The sequence below is a fragment of the Pseudonocardia adelaidensis genome (genome assembly GCF_039543345.1).
Classification (GTDB): Bacteria; Actinomycetota; Actinomycetes; order Mycobacteriales; family Pseudonocardiaceae; genus Pseudonocardia; species Pseudonocardia adelaidensis.
In genome coordinates this window covers 20,519-38,710 of sequence record NZ_BAABJO010000039.1, presented here as the reverse complement: position 1 = coordinate 38,710, position 18,192 = coordinate 20,519, and the positions used below count along the sequence as shown (strand labels likewise).

Sequence of the window (18,192 nt, the reverse complement as noted above, 5' to 3'; positions counted from 1 at the left end):
CGTCAGAGAGTGGGTTCCCCCGATGCGCGTCAACTCCCCGTCCGGCCGACATCTCGGCCGGGCCATCGCAGCCGACAGCCTCGAGGGGGTCCCATGTTCGAAGCGATGATCGATCCCACCGGCGTCCCGTCGGCCGGCGCGGACGGGCCGCGGCTCGCCGCGCGTCCCGCCCGGCTCGACGGCCTCGTCGTCGGCCTGGTGGCCAACCCGAAGAAGAACGCGGAGCCGTTCCTCGACGCCGTCGGCGAGCTGCTCGCCGCCGAGCACGGCACCGCGGACGTGGTGCGCACCCGCAAGACCAGCATCACCGACCCGATCCCGCCGGACACCCTCGACGAGCTGGTGCAGCGCTGCGACGTCGTGCTCATCGGCGTGGGCGACTGCGGCTCGTGCAGCGCGGCCGCGGTGGCCGACGGGATCGCGTTCGAGGCCGCGGGCGTGCCCGCCGCGGTGATCTGCAGCGACGCGTTCCGCGTGAGCGCCGACGCGATGGCGAGGCTGCAGGGCAGCCCCGGCTACCCGTACGTCACCACGCCGCACCCGGTGGCCCCGCTCGACGCCGGCGGCGTGCGCGAGCGCGCCCGGCTCGCCCTCCCGGAACTGGTGGGGCTGCTCACCGAGGCGCCCGTCCCAGCGGTGGCCCGATGACGGCACTCCACGAGGACGCCCTGAAGGAGGACGCCCTGAAGGAGGACGCCCTGAAGGAGGACACCGAGCGGCTCCACTACGCCCGCGCCGCCATCGAGCACGCCTACGCGCAGGGCTGGACCGACGGACTGCCGGTCGTGCCCGTCACCGCGGAGGTGGTGGAGGAGTTCCTCGCCGCCACGCCCCGGCCGCGCGACGAGGTCGTGGCCGCGGTGCCGCACCTCGGCCGCGAGTGCACCGTGGAACAGGCCGCGGTCAACGCCGCGATGGCGGGCTGCCGGCCCGAGTACCTGCCCGTGGTGCTGGCCGCGTGGGACGCGCTGATGAACCAGCGCGTGGTGACCGGCGGAGGCTGGCAGAGCACCAGCGGGCCGGCACCGCTGATCATCGTCAACGGCCCGATCCGCGCCGAGCTGTCCATCAACTCCGGCGGCGGGGTCCTCGGGCCCGGCTTCCGGGCCAACGCGACGATCGCGCGCGCCGTCGGGCTCGTCGTGCGCAACGTCTTCGGGATCCGGCCGCAGGAGCTCGAGCAGTCGACCCAGGGGCTCCCCGGGCGGTTCACGCTGTGCATCGGCGAGAACGAGGACGAGAGCCCCTGGGAGCCCCTCGCCACCGAGCTGGGGCTGGCGCCCGGCACCGACGCGGTGTCCGCACTGCTGCTGCGCACCTGCGAGTTCATCGACAACCGCCACACCTCCGACCCCGAGCAGGTGCTCTGGGACATCGCGGACACGGTGGCCCGCACCGGCGCCGCGATCGGGCGGCATTCCTCGGCGGGCCTCGTGCTGGGCGTCGAACACGCCCAGCTGCTCGCCGACGGCGGCTTCTCCAAGGCCGACGTGCAGCGGTGGATCTCCGAGCACGCCTTCCGCACCCACACGGAGATGCAGCTCGCCGGCAAGAGCCTCGCCGGGCAGGAGGGGCCGGGCATCGACGAGCACGGCCTGCACGTCGTGCCCGACCCCGACCAGATCCCGATCGTCGTCGCCGGGGCGCGCAACGCGGCGATGTCGATGGTCGTGCGCCCGTTCGGCTTCGGCGGCTGGTCGCGCACCGCCCACCCGATCCGCCCCGCCACAGGAGGTGTCAGCACGTGAGCATCGACGAGAACGCCCTGTCCGGACTGCGCAGCACCCTGGAGGCGGACGACTACCGGATGGCGGTCGCCGAGGCGGGCGACGGCGTCGAGGTGACGATCACCGCGGGCCCGCAGGCCTGCGAGGACTGCCTGGTCCCGAAGCCGATCATGCGCAACATCCTGCACGCGGCGCTCGGGGTGCCCGAGGAGTCGATCGTGCTGACGTACCCGGCGGACGCGAGCTGACCATGTCGCCGCCGCTGCTCGACGTGCACGACCTGTCCGTGCGGTTCCCGACGCCGTCCGGGCCCATCGAGGCCGTGTCCGGGGTGTCGTTCCGCGTGACGGCGGGCGAGACCCTGGCCGTCGTCGGGGAGTCGGGCTCGGGGAAGAGCGTGTCGTCGCTCGCGGTGCTCGGGCTGCTCGGCGGCGGCCGGGTGACCGCCGGGTCCATCCGGTTCCAGGGCGAGGAGCTCGTCGGCGCCGGCGCGGAGCGGCTGCGCCGCCTGCGCGGCGCCGAGATCGCCATGATCTTCCAGAACCCGATGAGCTCCCTCGACCCGCTCTTCACCGTCGGGGACCAGATCGCGGAGGCACTGCGGATCCACCGCCCGGTCTCCCGCCGCGATGCCCGCCGCCGAGCCGTCGAGCTGCTCACCGAGGTCGGGCTCCCGGACCCGGCGCGGCGCGTGCGGTCCTACCCGCACGAGCTGTCCGGCGGGCAGCAGCAGCGCGTGATGATCGCGATGGCGCTGGCCTGCGAGCCCGCCCTGCTCATCGCCGACGAGCCCACCACCGCACTGGACGTCACCGTCGAGGCGCAGATCCTCGAGCTGCTGCGCCGCATGCAGCGCGACCACGGCACCGCGCTGCTCTTCGTCACCCACGACATGGGGGTGGTCGCGGAGATGGCCGACCGGGTGCTCGTGATGTACGCGGGGCGGGTCGTGGAGCAGGGCGCGGTGGACGACGTGCTGCGCGACCCGCGCAACCCCTACACCCGGGCGCTGATCGGGTCGATCCCGACGCCGACCACGCCCCGGGACCTGCCGATGCCGGCGATCGCGGGCAACGTCCCGCATCCGTCGGACCTGCCCGGCGGCTGCCGGTTCCACCCGCGCTGCCCGTCGGTGCTGGACCGGTGCGCGACCGACGAACCGCCCCTGCACGACCTGGGACCGGGCCGCACGAGCCGGTGCTGGCAGCACGTGAGCGCGGGGGAGGTGGCCCGTGCCGGGTGACCCGCTGTTCGAGGCGCACGACCTCGTCAAGCACTTCCGGATGCGCCGCGCCGTCGTCAAGGCCGTGAACGGTGTCTCGCTCACGATCCCGCGTGGGCGCACCGTGGGCCTGGTCGGGGAGTCCGGCTCCGGCAAGTCGACGGTGGCGCGGCTCGCGCTGCGCCTGCTCGACCCGACGTCGGGCCGGCTCTCGTTCGACGGCGTCGACCTGCTGCGCGCCTCCCGCCGCGAGGTGCGGGCGCTCCGGCGGCGGATGCAGATCGTCTTCCAGGATCCGTTCGGCTCGCTCAACCCGCGGATGCGCGTGGTCGAGGCCGTGGGCGAGCCCCTCGCGGTGCACCGGCTCGCGCGGGGCCGGGAGCGCACCGACCGGGTGGTGGAGCTCCTCGAGCGGGTCGGGCTGGGCGCCCGCGACCTGCACAAGTACGCCCACCAGTTCTCCGGCGGTCAGGCGCAGCGGATCGGCATCGCCCGAGCGCTCGCCACCGGGCCGGATCTGATCGTGTGCGACGAGGCCGTGTCGGCGCTCGACGTCTCGGTGCAGGCCCAGGTGCTGAACCTGCTCAAGCGGCTGCAGGCCGAGCTGGGGTTGTCCTACCTGTTCATCGCGCACGACCTGAACGTCGTGCGGTACATGGCCGACGAGGTCTGCGTGATGCACCTCGGGGAGATCGTCGAACGCGGCGACGGCGACGTCCTGTTCGCCGACCCGCAGCACGCGTACACGAAGACGCTCGTGGGCGCGGTGCGCAGTCTCCCCGGCCGGGAGGCGTCGTGATCGGCTACACGCTCCGCAGGCTGGGCTACGGCCTGGTCGTGATGGTGCTGGTCACCGTGTTCGTCTTCGTGGTCATGCGGCTCGTGCCCGGCGACGCGGTGTCGCTGCAGCTGCAGGAGACCGGCGTGAGCGCGGAGGAGGCCGAGGCGCTGCGGGCGCAGTTCGGCCTCGACCAGCCGGTGTGGGCGCAGCTCGGGTCGTGGCTGGCCGGCGCCGTGCAGGGGGACCTCGGCACCTCGTTCTACGGCGGCGAGCCGGTGACCGAGCTGTTCATGGCCCGCGTCCCGGTCACGCTGCAGCTGGGACTGCTCGCCATCGTGATCGGCGCCCTGCTCGGGGTCGGGTTCGGCATCGTCGCCGCCGTCACGCGCGGCACCGCGGTGGACGCCGCCGTGCGCGTCTTCGCGGTGGCGTTCCTGTCGGTGCCCAACTTCGTGGTCGGGCTGCTCGTGCTCACGTTCCTCGCGCTGTGGTTCGCGTGGTCGCCGCCGATCGTCTACGCGGGCCCGGGGGAGGACTTCGCCGGCTGGCTGCAGCAGATCGCCATCCCCGTGCTCGCGCTCGGTACCGGCGGCATGGCCGCGATCGCACGCATGACCCGCTCGTCGATGCTGGAGTCGCTGGGCTCGGACTACATCCGCACCGTGCACGCCAAGGGCGCCCGCCACCGCACGGTCGTGTTCAAGCACGCACTGCGCAACTCGACGATCGCGGTGCTCACGCTGCTCGGCCTCGAGCTGGCCACCGTGCTGGGCGGCACGGTGATCCTCGAGCAGATGTTCGCCATCCCCGGCACGGGACAGCTCATCTACCAGGCGGTCCTCGACCGCGACTACCCCGTCGTGGTGGCCTGCACGATTTTCTACGCCGGCCTCTTCGTCATCACGATCATCGTGATCGACCTGCTCTACGCGCTGGTCGACCCCCGGATCCGGACGGGAAGGGCGCTCTCGTGACCGACCGACTGCGGGTGTTCGTCCGGGCGCAGCCACTCGGTGCGATCGCACTCGTGCTGATCACCGTGTTCGTGCTCGCCGCGCTGTTCGCGCCGTGGCTCGCCCCGCACGACCCCCTCGAGCAGTTCCGCCGCGACATCCTCGAGGAGCCGTCGGCGCGGTTCCCGCTGGGCACCGACGACCTGGGCCGCGACGTGCTCAGCCGCGCGATCCACGGCGCGCGCACGTCGCTGCTGGTGGGCGTCGCGACCACGGCGGCGAGCCTCGTGCTCGGCACCACCGTCGGCGTGGTCTCGGGCTACTTCGGCCGGGTCGTCGACGTCGTGCTGCAGCGCGTGATGGACGCCGTGCAGGCCGTGCCGGGCATCGTGCTGCTGCTCTTCATCGCGGTGGTGCTGGGGCCGTCGGTGCGCAACACCGTGATCGCGCTGACCGTGGTGATCACGCCGTCGTTCAACCGGATCGCCCGCGGAGAGACGCTGCGCATCCGCGAGGAGCGCTACGTCGAGGCCGCCCGCGCGACCGGTGCGGGCGTGCCGCGGATCCTCCTGCGGCACGTGCTGCCCAACCTCGTCGCGTCGGTGCTCACGCTGGGCAGCCTGATCTTCGCCGGCGTGATCATCGCCGAGTCGGCGCTGTCGTTCCTCGGCATCGGCGCCCCGCCGCCCACCCCGTCGTGGGGCGCGATGCTCTCCGAAGGGGTCCGGTACGTCGAGCGCGCGCCCTGGATCATCCTCGTGCCGGCCGCACTGCTGTCGCTCGCGGTGTTCAGCTTCAACCTGCTCGGGGACGCCCTGCGCGACCACCTCGATCCGCGCCTGCAGCGGCCCGTGGTCGACCGGGCCGCCCGCCGCTGGTGGAGGGGCGGCCGCCCGCCCGCCGCGCTCGCACCCAGCCTCGCACGCAGCGCCGACCCAGCCGACAACTGAAGAGGGGAGCAACGTGGAGATCTCGCTGGAGGGCAAGGTCGCCCTGGTCACCGGGGCGGGCCCGAACATCGGCAGCGGCATCGCGCTGGCGCTCGCGCGCTACGGCGCGAAGGTCGCGTGCAACGACATCGACCCCGCGGCCGCGAAGACCGCGGTGGACCGGATCGAGCGCAACGGAGGCACGGCGATCGCGGTGCCCGGCGACGTGACCGACGAGGAGCAGGTCACCGGCTACATCGCGCGGGTGATCGACGAGTTCGGGCAGATCGACGTGCTCGTCAACAACGCCGCGCTGCTCGGCGGCAAGGGAGTGCTCGACGAGAGCGCCGAGTTCTTCGACCGCGCCGTGCGGGTGGCGGGCCTGGGCAACTTCCTCAACACGAAGCACGTCGGCCGGCACATGGCCGAGCGCGGCATCCGCGGCTCCATCGTCGCGATCTCCTCGTCCAACGGCTGGTCCGGCTCGGCCGGCGTGATCGCCTACGCCTTCCACAAGGGCGGGGTGAACAACTTCGTCCGAGCCGCGGCCATGGACCTCGCTCCCTACGGCATCCGCGTCAACAGCTTCACGCCCACCGCACCCACCCCGGACAACCCGGAGCTGATCAAGGAACGCGGTGCGGGCGGCGTGCTGGACCGGCCGCGCACCCACGGGATCGGGGGCGCGACCGGCGACGAGGAGTGGCGCCGCCCGTCCCGCTTCACCGGGCAGCGGGCCCCGCTCGTACCCATGGGGACCACCGGCACCCCGACCGACATCGGCCACGCCGTCGCCTGGCTCTGCTCCGACTACGCCCGCCTGATCACCGGCTGCGACTTCGTGGTCGACGGTGGCGCGCGGGCCAAGAACTTCGCCTACGCGCCCGCACCCGCGTCCGAGCTCGCCGGGCCGCTGCCGCTCATCCCGCTGGACGTCACCGGCGAGATGGACGGGGAGCTGGCATGAGGCCCGTCGACCGCCGGACGTTCCTGCTGGCCACCCTCGCGGCGTCGGGCGCACTGGGGCTCTCGGCGTGCGGCGGCGGTGGGCGGAGCAGCCGGTCGGGACCGGTGGGCGACCCCCGACCCGGCGGGAGTCTCGTCGTGCAGATGACCTCTGAGATCAGCACCAGCATCCATCCGCTGCTCCAGACCGACCCGGCGGCGATGGGGGTCATCTCGGGCACCGTCTACAGCAAGCTCCTGGAGTTCCGGACCGGCGCGGACGTGGACACGCTCGAGATCGTGCCGGACCTGGCCGAGTCGTGGGAGATCTCGCCCGATGGGCTGACCTACACGTTCCGGCTCCGCGACGACGTGCGCTGGCAGAACGTCCCGCCGGTGAACGGGCGCCCGTTCACGTCCGATGACGTGGTGGCCACGTTCGAGGCGGTGAAGCGGACGCCCGCCCAGTACGCCTGGATGTTCGAGCCGGTCACGAGCATCACCGCGCCCGACGAGCACACGGCCGTGTTCACCCTGGAGCGGCCGTACGCCCCGCTGCTGGAGTACCTGGCGTACCACTTCAACATGGTCGTGCCCAGGGAGGGGATCGAGGGGCGGTACGACCTGGAGACCCAGGCGATCGGCACCGGGCCGTTCCTGCTCGACTCGCACACGCCCGATGTGGAATGGGTGCTCAAGCGCAACCCGGACTACTTCGTCCCCGGCCGGCCCTACCTCGACGAGATCCGCCGCCCGATCCTCTCCGACACCGCGGCGATCACCGCCGCCCTGCGCAGCGGCCGGCTCGACGCCGGTGTCACGAGCGACGTGAACGTGGCCGACGAGTTCCGGTCGCGCGGTGGCTTCACGGTCACCGAGACGCCGGGCGCGCCGATCAGCATCTACCTCAACCCGAGGGTGAAGCCGCTCGACGACGTCCGGGTGCGGCAGGCCGTGATGGAGGCGGTCGACTGGGTCGGCATGGGCGAGAACATCCGCGGCCACTTCAACCTGACCTCCCTGCTGCGACCGGACACCAGCCCGGCCGCGCTGACCCGCGACGAGGTCCTCCGCCTGCGCCCGTTCGACCCCGCGCACGCGCGGGCGCTGCTCGCGGAGGCGGGCCTGCCGAACGGGTTCTCCACCTCGCTGCTCGTGCAGCGCGTCGACGACGAGGACGTGCGCGAGGCGCAGTGGATGCAGGCCGACCTCGCCGAAGTGGGCATCAATGCCGAGATCGAGATCGTGGACCCGGCCACCGGGATCGACCGGCGCCGCAACCACGACTTCGCGATCACCAAGGCGCTGCGCGGCGTCCACCTGCCCGACCAGGTGTGGCGCGACTTCGAGCCGGACTCGATCGAGAACTACGCCCTCGTCGACGACCCCGAGCTGAACCGGATGGTCGACGAGTCGCGCGCGACCGTCGACGACGCCGCCCGCAACGAGATCTACCGGCAGATGCAGGTGCGGATGGAGTCCCAGATCCGGCAGGCGTTCTACCCGATCCAGAAGTACGACTACGCGATCGCGAACGAGCGGGTGCAGGACCTGTGGCCGAGCCCCATCTACCAGGGCCGCCGCCTCGCCGACGTGTGGCTGGCCGACAGCGAGGCCTGAGGGGAGGCCTGAGGGGAGGCCCGAATGGGACAGATGACGTATCCGGCACGCGTCCCCGCACGGGTGCGGCCGGCCCCCCGCTTTGCTTGGATCACCCCAGCACATGGCGTCCGAAGGAGTGCGCAGCCGTGACAGCACCCGCGTCCAGACCTGCCACCAGCCCGTCGCGGAGAAGCATCTTCGTGGCGAGCTTCATCGGCACATCGATCGAGTGGTACGACTACTACATCTTCGGCACGGCGGCCGCGCTCGTGTTCGGCCAGCTGTTCTACCCCTCGTTCTCCCCGGCCGCCGGCACCCTCGCCGCGTTCGGGACCTTCGCCGTCGGGTTCATCGCCCGCCCGCTGGGGGCGGCCGTGATCGGCCACTTCGGCGACCGGCTCGGCCGCAAGTCGATGCTGGTGCTCACCCTGGTCCTGACCGGGGGCTCCACGTTCCTGATCGGCGTGCTGCCGACGTACGCAGCCATCGGCATCGCCGCCCCGCTCCTGCTCGTGGTCCTGCGGGTCGCGCAGGGCTTCGGCGTCGGCGGCGAGTGGGGCGGCGCGGTGCTCATCGCCACCGAACACGCCCCACCGCGCAAGCGGGCCATGTACGGCAGCTTCGCGCAGTTCGGGGTGCCCATGGGCGTGCTGACGTCCAACCTCGCCTTCCTCGCCGTCGCTCCGCTGTCGAACGAGCAGTTCCTGGAGTGGGGCTGGCGGTTGCCCTTCCTCGCCAGCCTGCTGCTCGTGATCGTCGGGGTCCTCGTGCGCAGGCGCCTGCAGGACGCCCCCGAGTTCGAACGGCTCAAGAAGGACCGGGCGGTGAGCAAGGTCCCCGTGGCCGAGCTCTTCCGGCGCGACCCGCTGACGCTGGCGCTCGCGAGCCTCGCCGCCATCGCCCCACCGGCGATCGGCTACTCCGTGATCGTCTACATGCTCACGTACGGCACGCAGGTCGTCGGCTACCCGCGACCCCTGCTGCTCACGCTCATCCTGCTCTCCACCGTGGTGTGGATCGCCGTGATCGTGCTGTCGGCCGTCCTCGCCGACCGGTACGGCGCCAAGCCGATCTACGTGATCGGGGCCATCACGGCCGTCGTGTGGCCACTGCCGATGTTCGCGATGGTGGACACCGGCAACGCCGGGCTCGCCTTCGTCGCATTCTGCGTGGCGGCGCTCGTGCAGGGCCTCATCGTCGGTGCGCAGGGGCGCCTGTTCACCGAGATCTTCGACGTGCGCGTGCGCTACAGCGGCGCCTCCATCGCCTACCAGATCGGTGGCATGATCGGCGGGGCGATCACGCCCATCGCGGCCACCGCGCTCTTCGCCGCGTACGGCTCGTCCACCGCGATCGCCCTGTACCTCAGCGCCATCTGCCTCGTCAGCCTCCTGGCCACCTTGGTCCTGCGGGTGCCGAGCCACGCCGCCCCGGACACCGAGGCGCTGCCCGCGGCGAGCGACGGCTGAGCTGGGGGGCCGCCGCCCCGGACACCGAGGCCCGACTTCGCACACCCAGCACGCACTTCGCACAAGGCCGGCTTTGTGCGAAGTCCATGCTGGATGCGCGAAGTGCCCGGGGATCATCCTGGAGGTGGGCAGCAGTGGGACCCGCTGGTGCCGCTCGTCACCCCAGCCGCCGCAGCTCCGTCGGTACCGGGATCTCCACCAGCCGCGGGCCGGAGGCCGTCGCCACCTCGGCCAGGGCGGCCTTCAGGTCGCGGGCGGTCGTCACCCGGCAGGCGGGGACGCCGTAGCCCTCTGCGATGCGCACGGCGTCCAGGTCGGGCAGGTCCAGTCCGGGGGCGTTCTGGACGCCGAGGCTGTCGACGAAGCCGCGCAGGGCGCCGTAGCCGCCGTTGCGCAGCACGAGGAAGGTGATCGGGAGCCGGTGCTGCGCGGCCGTCCAGAGCCCGGTGATGCCGTACTGCGCGGCGCCGTCGCCGAGCACGGCCACGACGGGCCGCTCGGGGTCGGCCAGTGCCATGCCGACGGCGGCGGGGAGGCCGAAGCCGAGGCCACCCGCAGCGGGGAAGAGCAGCGAGCGGGGTGTGCGCAGGTCGAGGTGCGTCCAGAACTGGCTGGTGTTCGCGGTGGACTCGTTGACGAGGCGCGCGCGCGCCGGCAGCGCCTCGGTGAGCGCGGCGAAGAGCGCGTCGGCGGGGAACGGGCCGTCGTCGGGCAGTACGGCGTGGGGGACCGTGCGCGGCTCCGGGAGGGCGCGGTCCGCGTCGTCGGGGAGCGCCGGCAGCAGCTGTCCGGCGATGGCGGCGACGTCGCCCACCAGCGCGTCCCCGAACGGGGTGCGGGCAGCCGCCCCGGGGTCGGAGCCCACGGCCACCAGCTCGGTGCCCTCGGGGAGCCACCGGCCGGGCCGGTGGGCGTGGTAGCGGAACACCGGTGCACCCAGCACCAGCACGAAGTCGTGGCCCGCGAGGTGCTCGGCCACCCCGGCGATGCTGGGCGGCAGCAGGCCGCGCCACTGCGGGTGCCGGGTGGGGAACGGGCAGCGCGGGGCCGTCGGTGCGGTCCACACCGCGGCCCGCCAGCGCTCGGCGAGGGCGACCACCCGGCCGAAGGCCCGCTCGTCGTCCGCCTCGGGCCCGACGACGAGCGCGGGCGTGCGCGCCGCCGCCATCCGCCGGGCCAGCTCGGCGACCACGTCCGGGTCGGCCGCGCCCGCCCACCGCACCCGCCGCCCCGGCAGGAGGGCCGCCACGTCCGGATCGGCGGGCTGTCCCCAGTCGTCCATCGGCAGCGAGACGAACACCGGCCCGGCCGGCGGCAACGCGGCCCGGTGGAACGCCTCGGACAGCGCCCGCGGCACGTCCTGGGCCGTCGCGGGCTCGTACGCCCACTTCACCTGCGGCTCCGGCACCCGCACCATGTCGGCCTCGCCCAGCACGGCGTTCAGACCGATCATCGAGCGGTTCTGCTGGCCCGCTGTGACCACGAGCGGTGTGTGGCTCGCGCGTGCGTTCGCGAGGTTGCCCACGGCGTGGCCGAGTCCGGCGGCCGAGTGCAGGTTCACGAGCGCCGGGCGGCCGGTGGCCTGGGCGTACCCGTCGGCCATCGCGAGGACGGCGGCCTCCTGGAGGCCGAGGACGTAGCGGAAGTCGGGCGGGAAGCCGTCGAGGAACGGCAGCTCGTTCGAGCCGGGGTTGCCGAAGACCGTGGTCAGGTCCCAGGAACGCAGAAGGTCGTGAACGGTGCTCCGAACGGTGGCCACAACCCGATCCTCCGTGTTCCCGGTCGTCGGTGAAACCCGTCGGCGGGGTCGGCTCGTGCGCGACCCCGCCGACGGCGTCCGGATTTGCGCCTGTCCAGACCCCGCCTGTCCAGACCCCGGCTGTCCAGACCCCGGCTGTCCAGACCGCGGCTGTCTAGACCGAGGCGGCCTTCGACCGCCAGCCCGGCTGGTAGCTCTCGCGGACGATGTCCGCGTACGGGGCCGGGCTCACGACGGCGCGCACCGCGAGCTGCTCGTGCGGCTGAACGGTGGGCTTGCGGGTGCCGCCGTCCGGCTCGCCCCAGATCACCTGCACCTCGGCGCCGAGCGGCACGTCGGGGGCGACGGTGGCCAGCGAGAGCACCTTGCGCTCGTTGGCGCTGAAGCCGGTGAAGAGCGAGAGCCCGACCAGGGTGCCGTCGGAGTCGACCACCGAGTCGAAGTTGGACGGCCCGTAGTTCGCGTTCGGCAGGTCGAAGAACTGGTAGTCCGGGCCGTCGGTGACCGGCGAGGCCAGCAGCTTGGCGACGTCCTCGGCGTTCCAGGCGAGCGTGACCTTGCGGCGCTGCTTCTCCGGCTCGATCGCGGCGAGCGCGTCGCGGCCGACGAAGTCGTGGTCGAACTTCACGAACGACCCGTAGCCCATCTCCCACGGGTTGAGGTAGTAGTCCTCGATCTTGTCCGACACGTAGCTGCCGGCGATGGCATTGGTGGCCTCGTAGCTGTCGGGGCCGAGCCACTCGCGGTAGTCGCGCAGCCCGTCGCTCGAGTAGATGGCGGGCAGCGGCGAGGGGATCCAGCCCGACTCGAGCGTGTTGCACGCGTACGCGCGCGAGCCGCAGGGCTCCAGGCCGAACTCGCGGCCCGCCTCCAGGATGGTCTCGCGCACCCGGTCGTAGCTGTCGTACGGACCCCAGATCTCCAGGCCGGGGGCGCCGGCCATGCCGTGGCGCAGGGTGCGGACGTCCTCGCCGCCGATCTTCATGTGGCCGAGGGTGAAGAACCGGGTCTGCTCGACGGGGCTGCCGTTGAGCTTCTCGATGACGTCCCAGGCGCGCGGTCCCTGGATCTGGAACCGCCACAGGTCGCGCGTGACGGCCTTGCCGTAGGGCCGCATGGGGGAGCGCTGGTCGACCTTGATGTCGACGTCGTAGCCCTGCGTGGCCCGGAACTGCAGGTAGTTGGCCACCGGCGCTCGGCCGACGTAGATGAACTGGTCCTCGGCCAGCCGGAAGAGGATGCCGTCACCGATCACGCCGCCCTCCGGCGACACCGGCACGAACTGCTTGGCGGTGTCCACCCGGAACTTCGCGGTGCTGTTGATCCCGTTGTCGGTGATCAACTTCAGCGCGTCGCGGCCGGAGATGAAGAGGTTGACCATGTGGTGGCTCTGGTCGAACAGCACGGCCGACTCGCGCCAGGCGATGACCTCGCGCCGGAAGTTGGTGAACTCGGCCGGCACGACCGGGTAGATGTAGGCGCCCAGCTGTGAGTTCCGCAGCAGGTCGACGGTGTCTCCTGCCTGGTCCAAGACGTCCTGCAGGTTCTTCGCGCTCATGCGTGCCTTCCTAGCCGGTCGATGCGTTCGTCCGAAGTCACGCTATGAACGCGCGTACCTGCGCGGATACGGGGAAATGGCGCGACCGGGGCGGCCACCGCAACGTCGGTGGGCGCGTCATTTGACGTACCTGAATGATGGGCCGGTGGACAGGGACCTGCGAGTGCTGGTCGTCGACGACCACGCGGTGGTCCGGCGGGGCGTGATCGCCTACCTCGCCGTGCTCGACGACGTCGAGGTGGCGGGCGAGGCCGCTGACGGCGCCGGCGCCCTGGACGTGCTCGCGGACCTCGCGGCGCACGGCAGGCTGCCCGACGTGGCGCTCATGGACCTGCAGATGCCGGGCATGGACGGCGTCGCCGCGATCGCGGAGATCCGGCGCCGCTTCCCGTCGGTGCAGGTCGTGGTGCTCACCAGCTTCGGGGAGATCGAGCGCGTGCACGCCGCACTGCACGAGGGCGCGGCCGGCTACCTGCTGAAGGACGCGGGGCCGGGCGAGATCGCGGCCGCGCTGCACGCCGCCGCCGGTGGGGAGGTGTTCCTGGACGCGGCCGTCGCCCGCCGCCTCGCCCAGGAGATCCGGGCTCCCCGCAGCGGGCTGCGCGCCCTCACGGCCCGGGAGCGCGAGATCCTGCGCCTCGTGGCGGAGGGCCGGTCCAACAAGGAGATCGCCGCCGAGCTGGTGATCAGCGAGCGCACGGCCCGCACGCACGTGAGCAACCTGCTCGGCAAGCTCGGGCTCGCCTCGCGCACCCAGGCGGCGTTGCTGGCGATCCGGGAGGGCCTGGTTCCGCCCGCGGGATGACGTTAGGCTGCCCCCGATATCAGGAAGCCTGTCATTCGGGAGGCCTCGTGGACACCGCGGCGTTGCGGCACGCGGCGGCGCCGGCGGTCGGCAGCTGGCCGACGCGGCGCGCCCGGATCGCGCCCGACCGCCCGGCGCTGGTGGAGGGCGAGCGCACCGTCACCTACGCCGAGCTCGCCGACCGCACCGCACGGCTCGCGAGCGTTCTGGCCGGGCGGGGGGTCCGGCCGGGCGACCGCGTCGCCTACCTCGGCGTCAACGCGATCAGCGTGTTCGAGACGTACTTCGCCACCTGGCTCCTGGGTGCGATCGCGGTCCCGCTGAACTACCGGCTCGCCGCCGCCGAGATCCGGTACATGCTCGAGGACTCGGGCGCCGCGCTCCTGGTGCACAGCGCCGACACCGACGCCCTGGCCGGTGCGACCGGTCTCGCCGCGCCCGTCCTGAGGGTCGGCCCGGAGTACGAGGCCGCCGTCGTGGCCGCGGACCCGCTCGCCGAGCCGCCGGCCGTCACGCTCGACGACCCGGCGATCCTGCTCTACACCTCCGGCACGACCGGGCGGCCCAAGGCGGCCGTGCTCACCCACGGCAACCTCACCTGGAACACCATCAACCAGCTCGCGCACGTCGACGTGCTCAGCACCGACCGGGCGCTCTGCATCTCCCCGCTCTTCCACTGCGTCGGGCTCGGTCAGGTCACGCTGCCGACCCTGTTCAAGGGGGGCTGCGTCGAGCCACTCGCCGCCTTCGACGCGGGTGCGGTGCTCGCCCGGATCGGCGAGGTCGGCGTCACCAGCTTCTCCGCGGTGCCCACGATGCTGCAGATGATGGTGGAGCACCCCGGCTGGGAGGGTGCGAAGCTCGACACGCTGCACACCGTCCTCTACGGGGGCTCGCCGGTGCAGGAGCGCGTCGCGCGGGCGTGGCTCGAGCGCGGCGTGCAGGTCCAACAGGGCTACGGCATGACGGAGGCGGCCCCGGGGGTGTACATGGTGCCGCGTGGTGGCGACCTGGACCGTCCGGTCTCCGTGGGTGTCCCGCACTTCGCCACCGAGGTCGCCATGCTGCGCGACGGCGCCCGCGTGCCGGTCGGCGCGGAGCCCGCCGAGCTGCTCGTGCGCGGGCCGCACGTGTTCGCCGGCTACTGGAACCGCCCGGCCGAGTCGGCCGATGCGTTCGTCGACGGCGACTGGTTCCGCACCGGCGACGTGCTCCGGGTGGGCCCGGACGGGTGGGCCGACGTCGTCGACCGCCAGAAGGACGTGATCATCTCCGGCGGCGAGAACGTGTACCCGGCCGAGGTCGAGGCCGTGCTGGTGCGGCTGGACGCTGTGGCCGACGCCGCGGTCGTCGCCGTCCCGGACGAGAGGTGGGGTGAGGTCGGCGCGGCGTACGTCCAGCTGCGGGAGGGCGCCGACCCCACCGACGATGACCTGCGCTCCCACCTGGAGGCGCACCTCGCCCGCTACAAGATCCCGAAGTACCTCGTGCGGACGGACGCGCTGCCCCGCAACGCCACCGGCAAGGTCCGGCGGGTCGAGCTGCGCGCCCGCGCGGCCGCCGACCTCGCCGCGGGAACGCGCCGGTGATCACGCCCCGCCGGGCCGGGCGGCCGGCCCATGGCGGGGCTACGCGAAGTCGGCGGCGCTGTAGGCCTTCGGCTCGACCAGCACCATCCAGTTGCCGGAGTTGTCGCGGGCGACGGCCTCCACGCCGTACGGGCGCTCCTCCGGCGGCTGGATGAACTCCACGCCCTTGGCCTGCAGGTCCTCGTAGGTCTTGCGGCAGTCGTCCACGTTCACGCCGATGCCGAACATGTTGCCGGCGTCGAGCGCGCGGTTGATCGAGGCCACCATGTCGTCCGGGATCGGCGGGCCGGGCACCGTGAGGTGGATCTGGAGGTCCGGCTGGGTGGGGCTCTTCACGGTGCACCACCGGTAGCCCTCGCCGAGGGTGATGTCGGTGTGCTCCTGGAAGCCGAGCACGTCGATGTAGAAGGCCTTGGAGGCGTCGACGTCCTTCACGAACACGCTGGCGATGGAGACGGCTGTGATCATGCGGAGAAGCCTAGGAGCCCGGCGCCTCCGGTGGCTTCTCCTGGCTTGCGGAGCGCCGCTCGGCCAGGCCCCACATGAACACGAAGCACCCCGGGATGTGCGGGGCGCCGGTTCCGGCCCAGCGGCGCTGGAACTCGCTGGGTGACTCGCCGACCAGCTCGCGGAACCGGCTGCTGAACGAGCCGAGGCTGGAGAAGCCGACGGCGTGGCAGACCTCGGTGACGGTGAGGTTGGTGGCCCGCAGGAGGTCCTGCGCCCGCTCCACCCTCCGGCGGGACAGGTGCGCCGCCGGGGAGACCCCGTAGGTGGCGGTGAACAGCCGCTGGAAGTGGTACTTGCTGATACCGGCGACCGCGGCGATCGCCTCGAGGTCGAGGGGTTCGGTGTAGTGGCGGTCGACGTGGTCGCGGGCCCGGCGCAGGTGCACCAGCAGGTCGTTCGGGGCCCGGCGGGTCGGGGCGCTCACGACCGGCGAGTCTAGGCCACGAGCGCCCCGGCGCGGTCTACTCGGGCGTGCCGAAGTCCTGCGTCCAGTAGCCGCCGACACGGGCCACGCCGATGTCCTCGTAGGCGCAGTTGAGGATGTTCTCCCGGTGGGCCTCGCTGTTCATCCAGAGCGACATGACCCGCTCGGGCGACGTCGTGCCCGATGCGACGTTCTCCCCGACCTTGCGCCACGCGTAGCCGGCCTTCGTGGCGCGGTCGCCCACGGAGGAGCCGTCGGAGCCGGTGTGGGTCATCTTCCCCATGTCCGACTGGTCCTGCGAGTGCCCCTCGGCGGCGTCGGTGAGGTGGGCGTCGACGCTGACGGGGTCGCAGCCCGCTTCCGCGCGCTCCTGGTTGACCAGCGCGACGACGGTGTCGATCTCGTCTGCGGACGTCGCGGCGTGGGCTGCCGTGGCGGGCACCGTGCACGCCACGGCGACCAGTGCGGCGACGATCGGTAGGCGGGCGGCCCCGCCGGTGCGTTCTCTCACGCCCGTACAACACCCGAACGGGCGAACGAGATACGCCCGATGTCACATCCCGTGACTACCTGTGTCGATCACGCCTCAGCAGGGCTGGCCGACCCCCGGGGGCGCGTCCTCGCCGAGCGACGCCGCCTGGACCTGGTTGCCGCACATCTGCCCCTGCTGGGCGTCCGACTCCACCTGGAACGCTTCGCCCGCGACGTCGGAGATCTGGTTGCCCTCGACGACGTTGCCGCCCTTGTCGTACTCCTCGCCGTCGCTCTTGATCTTGATGCCGACGCCCTCGGAGCCGGAGATCGTGTTGTTGCGCACGATGTTGTCGTGCCCGCGCAGCTCGATGTTGCTGCCGTCGAACTCGGTGGACTCGACGTTCCCGGAGCACTGGTTGTTCTCGAACACGTTGTCGTGCGCGTTCTCCTTGACGTTGAAGCACTCCGAGCCGAACGTGCGGATGATGTTGCCGGTGACCCGGTTGCCGGAGCTCGTGTCGTTCTCGGCCATCGGCTGGCCGTCGGACTTCGGGCTGGTGCCGATGTAGACACCCTCGCCGTTGTGGAACTCGAACCGGCCCCCGTCCCCGCTCTTCTTGCCGAACAGGCCGCAGTACTGGATCACCGAGTCGGCGATGACGTTGTCGTGGGCGTTGTTGCGCAACCGGATGCACTCGCCGCCCGCACCGTTGAGGAACATGTTGCGGATCTCGATGCCCGTGATGTCGCGCGAGGCGTCGGACGCACCGATGTACACCAGCCGGCCGTCCTCGACGTCCTTGGCGACGCTCTGCTTGAAGGCGGTGATCGCCGACAGGTTCTCGGGGAACTGCCGTCCCTTGAGCTTCTCCTGGCCGTCGATCGTGAAGCCCTCGAAGACGTAGTAGCTGTGGTCGACGCTGACGACGCGGTCGGTGCCGTACAGCGTGGCCTGGTAGCGGCCGGACCGGTCCTGGCCGGTCTCCGGGCCCTTGATCGTGATGGGCGCGCCGGGCGCGCCGTCGCGCTGCGTGGCGAGCTGCTCGTGGTACTCGCCGGGCGCCAGGTTGATCGTCGTACCGGGCTGGGCCTCGTCCAGGGCCGCCTGGATCGTCTGGAACGGGGCGCCCGCGGAACCGTCGTTGGAGTCGTTCCCGGCGGGGTCGACGTAGAACTGCGGCCCGGCGGCGACCGGAGGGGGTGGGGTCGGCCCGGGTGGTGGCGGCGTGGATCCGGGCGTGAGCACCAGCAGCACGACGACGAGCACCGCGGCGGCCAGTGCGGCACCCAGCGCCAGGTTGCGCCACAAGCGGGACTGCCGGGCCGGCGCGGTGGGCGGCGAGTTGCGGACCTGGACCACTGAATCCCCGTTCACTCGGGCGTGCTCGAACGCACGCGCTCCGCAACGATGATGCCCGGACTCCCTGAGTGAGGTCTCATCGGAG

18 protein-coding genes are annotated in these 18,192 nt (G+C 72.2%); 12 read left to right on the top strand and 6 right to left on the bottom strand.

All coding sequences use genetic code 11. From position 1 onward, the window contains the following. The first annotated feature begins 105 nt into the window (after nt 1-105). The 10 genes from ABEA81_RS35830 to ABEA81_RS35785 all read left to right on the top strand — a co-directional run bounded on the left by ABEA81_RS35830 (nt 106) and on the right by ABEA81_RS35785 (nt 9,628). Nucleotides 106-648, top strand: coding sequence for a UGSC family (seleno)protein (locus ABEA81_RS35830; RefSeq protein ID WP_345611452.1), 543 nt, complete (start codon nt 106-108; stop codon nt 646-648). Beyond that, complete coding sequence (locus ABEA81_RS35825) at nt 645-1,748, top strand: hypothetical protein (RefSeq protein ID WP_345611451.1); 1,104 nt, start codon at nt 645-647, stop codon at nt 1,746-1,748. Before ABEA81_RS35830 ends, ABEA81_RS35825 begins: the two co-directional genes overlap by 4 nt. Then, nucleotides 1,745-1,975, top strand: coding sequence for a hypothetical protein (locus ABEA81_RS35820; RefSeq protein ID WP_345611450.1), 231 nt, complete (start codon nt 1,745-1,747; stop codon nt 1,973-1,975). The genes ABEA81_RS35825 and ABEA81_RS35820 overlap by 4 nt, the downstream gene beginning before the upstream one ends. Nucleotides 1,976-1,977: 2 nt before the next feature. Then, entirely contained in the window at nt 1,978-2,970 is a 993-nt protein-coding gene (locus ABEA81_RS35815; protein ID WP_345611448.1) for an ABC transporter ATP-binding protein, read from the top strand. Beyond that, on the top strand, nt 2,960-3,748 hold the full coding sequence (locus tag ABEA81_RS35810; protein ID WP_345611447.1) for an ATP-binding cassette domain-containing protein: 789 nt from the start codon (nt 2,960-2,962) through the stop codon (nt 3,746-3,748). The genes ABEA81_RS35815 and ABEA81_RS35810 overlap by 11 nt, the downstream gene beginning before the upstream one ends. Further along, the gene (locus ABEA81_RS35805; RefSeq protein ID WP_345611446.1) at nt 3,745-4,704 is read left to right on the top strand and encodes an ABC transporter permease; all 960 of its coding nucleotides are present in this window, start codon (nt 3,745-3,747) and stop codon (nt 4,702-4,704) included. The genes ABEA81_RS35810 and ABEA81_RS35805 overlap by 4 nt, the downstream gene beginning before the upstream one ends. After that, a complete protein-coding gene (locus tag ABEA81_RS35800; RefSeq protein ID WP_345611444.1) occupies nt 4,701-5,633 on the top strand; it encodes an ABC transporter permease in 933 nt (310 codons plus the stop codon). Before ABEA81_RS35805 ends, ABEA81_RS35800 begins: the two co-directional genes overlap by 4 nt. Before the next feature lie 13 nt (nt 5,634-5,646). Beyond that, a complete protein-coding gene (locus ABEA81_RS35795) occupies nt 5,647-6,579 on the top strand; it encodes an SDR family NAD(P)-dependent oxidoreductase (protein WP_345611443.1) in 933 nt (310 codons plus the stop codon). Further along, nucleotides 6,576-8,177, top strand: a complete 1,602-nt coding sequence (locus ABEA81_RS35790; protein ID WP_345611441.1) for an ABC transporter substrate-binding protein — start codon at nt 6,576-6,578, stop codon at nt 8,175-8,177. The genes ABEA81_RS35795 and ABEA81_RS35790 overlap by 4 nt, the downstream gene beginning before the upstream one ends. Nucleotides 8,178-8,359: 182 nt before the next feature. Beyond that, nucleotides 8,360-9,628 (top strand): MFS transporter, encoded by a 1,269-nt coding sequence (locus ABEA81_RS35785; RefSeq protein ID WP_345611440.1) that lies wholly within the window; start codon nt 8,360-8,362, stop codon nt 9,626-9,628. A 157-nt stretch (nt 9,629-9,785) separates the two neighbouring features. On the opposite strand, the gene mdlC is transcribed toward ABEA81_RS35785, so the two are convergent. Together mdlC and ligM are read right to left on the bottom strand one after the other, a co-directional pair. After that, nucleotides 9,786-11,387, bottom strand: coding sequence for a benzoylformate decarboxylase (mdlC, locus tag ABEA81_RS35780; protein ID WP_345611437.1), 1,602 nt, complete (start codon nt 11,385-11,387; stop codon nt 9,786-9,788). A gap of 154 nt (nt 11,388-11,541) precedes the next feature. Continuing rightward, the gene (ligM, locus tag ABEA81_RS35775; RefSeq protein WP_345611436.1) at nt 11,542-12,945 is read right to left on the bottom strand and encodes a vanillate/3-O-methylgallate O-demethylase; all 1,404 of its coding nucleotides are present in this window, start codon (nt 12,943-12,945) and stop codon (nt 11,542-11,544) included. Nucleotides 12,946-13,090: 145 nt separating this feature from the next. Here ligM and ABEA81_RS35770 point away from each other — a divergent pair, with 145 nt between their 5' ends. After that, a complete protein-coding gene (locus tag ABEA81_RS35770; protein ID WP_345611435.1) occupies nt 13,091-13,750 on the top strand; it encodes a response regulator transcription factor in 660 nt (219 codons plus the stop codon). A gap of 47 nt (nt 13,751-13,797) precedes the next feature. Beyond that, entirely contained in the window at nt 13,798-15,339 is a 1,542-nt protein-coding gene (locus ABEA81_RS35765; protein WP_345611433.1) for an acyl-CoA synthetase, read from the top strand. Nucleotides 15,340-15,378: 39 nt separating this feature from the next. Here ABEA81_RS35765 and ABEA81_RS35760 read toward each other — a convergent pair whose 3' ends face one another. The 4 genes from ABEA81_RS35760 to ABEA81_RS35745 all read right to left on the bottom strand — a co-directional run bounded on the left by ABEA81_RS35760 (nt 15,379) and on the right by ABEA81_RS35745 (nt 18,122). Beyond that, nucleotides 15,379-15,807 (bottom strand): VOC family protein, encoded by a 429-nt coding sequence (locus tag ABEA81_RS35760; protein ID WP_345611431.1) that lies wholly within the window; start codon nt 15,805-15,807, stop codon nt 15,379-15,381. A 10-nt stretch (nt 15,808-15,817) separates the two neighbouring features. Next, a complete protein-coding gene (locus ABEA81_RS35755; RefSeq protein ID WP_345611430.1) occupies nt 15,818-16,273 on the bottom strand; it encodes an AraC family transcriptional regulator in 456 nt (151 codons plus the stop codon). Between the two features lie 37 nt (nt 16,274-16,310). Beyond that, entirely contained in the window at nt 16,311-16,784 is a 474-nt protein-coding gene (locus ABEA81_RS35750) for a CAP domain-containing protein (RefSeq protein ID WP_345611428.1), read from the bottom strand. 75 nt (nt 16,785-16,859) lie between these two features. Then, nucleotides 16,860-18,122 carry a DUF1565 domain-containing protein gene (locus ABEA81_RS35745; RefSeq protein ID WP_345611425.1) on the bottom strand — a complete coding sequence of 421 codons (1,263 nt, stop codon included), beginning with the start codon at nt 18,120-18,122 and terminating at the stop codon, nt 16,860-16,862. Between the last annotated feature and the right edge of the window lie 70 nt (nt 18,123-18,192).

What these genes read in the sequence shown, in the direction of transcription:
- ABEA81_RS35830 (WP_345611452.1), top strand. Translation starts at nt 106, where the DNA reads ATGATCGATCCCACCGGCGTCCCGTCGGCCGGCGCGGACGGGCCGCGG.
- ABEA81_RS35825 (WP_345611451.1), top strand. Translation starts at nt 645, where the DNA reads ATGACGGCACTCCACGAGGACGCCCTGAAGGAGGACGCCCTGAAGGAG.
- ABEA81_RS35815 (WP_345611448.1), top strand. Translation starts at nt 1,978, where the DNA reads ATGTCGCCGCCGCTGCTCGACGTGCACGACCTGTCCGTGCGGTTCCCG.
- ABEA81_RS35790 (WP_345611441.1), top strand. Translation starts at nt 6,576, where the DNA reads ATGAGGCCCGTCGACCGCCGGACGTTCCTGCTGGCCACCCTCGCGGCG.
- ligM (WP_345611436.1), bottom strand. Translation starts at nt 12,945, where the DNA reads ATGAGCGCGAAGAACCTGCAGGACGTCTTGGACCAGGCAGGAGACACC.
- ABEA81_RS35760 (WP_345611431.1), bottom strand. Translation starts at nt 15,807, where the DNA reads ATGATCACAGCCGTCTCCATCGCCAGCGTGTTCGTGAAGGACGTCGAC.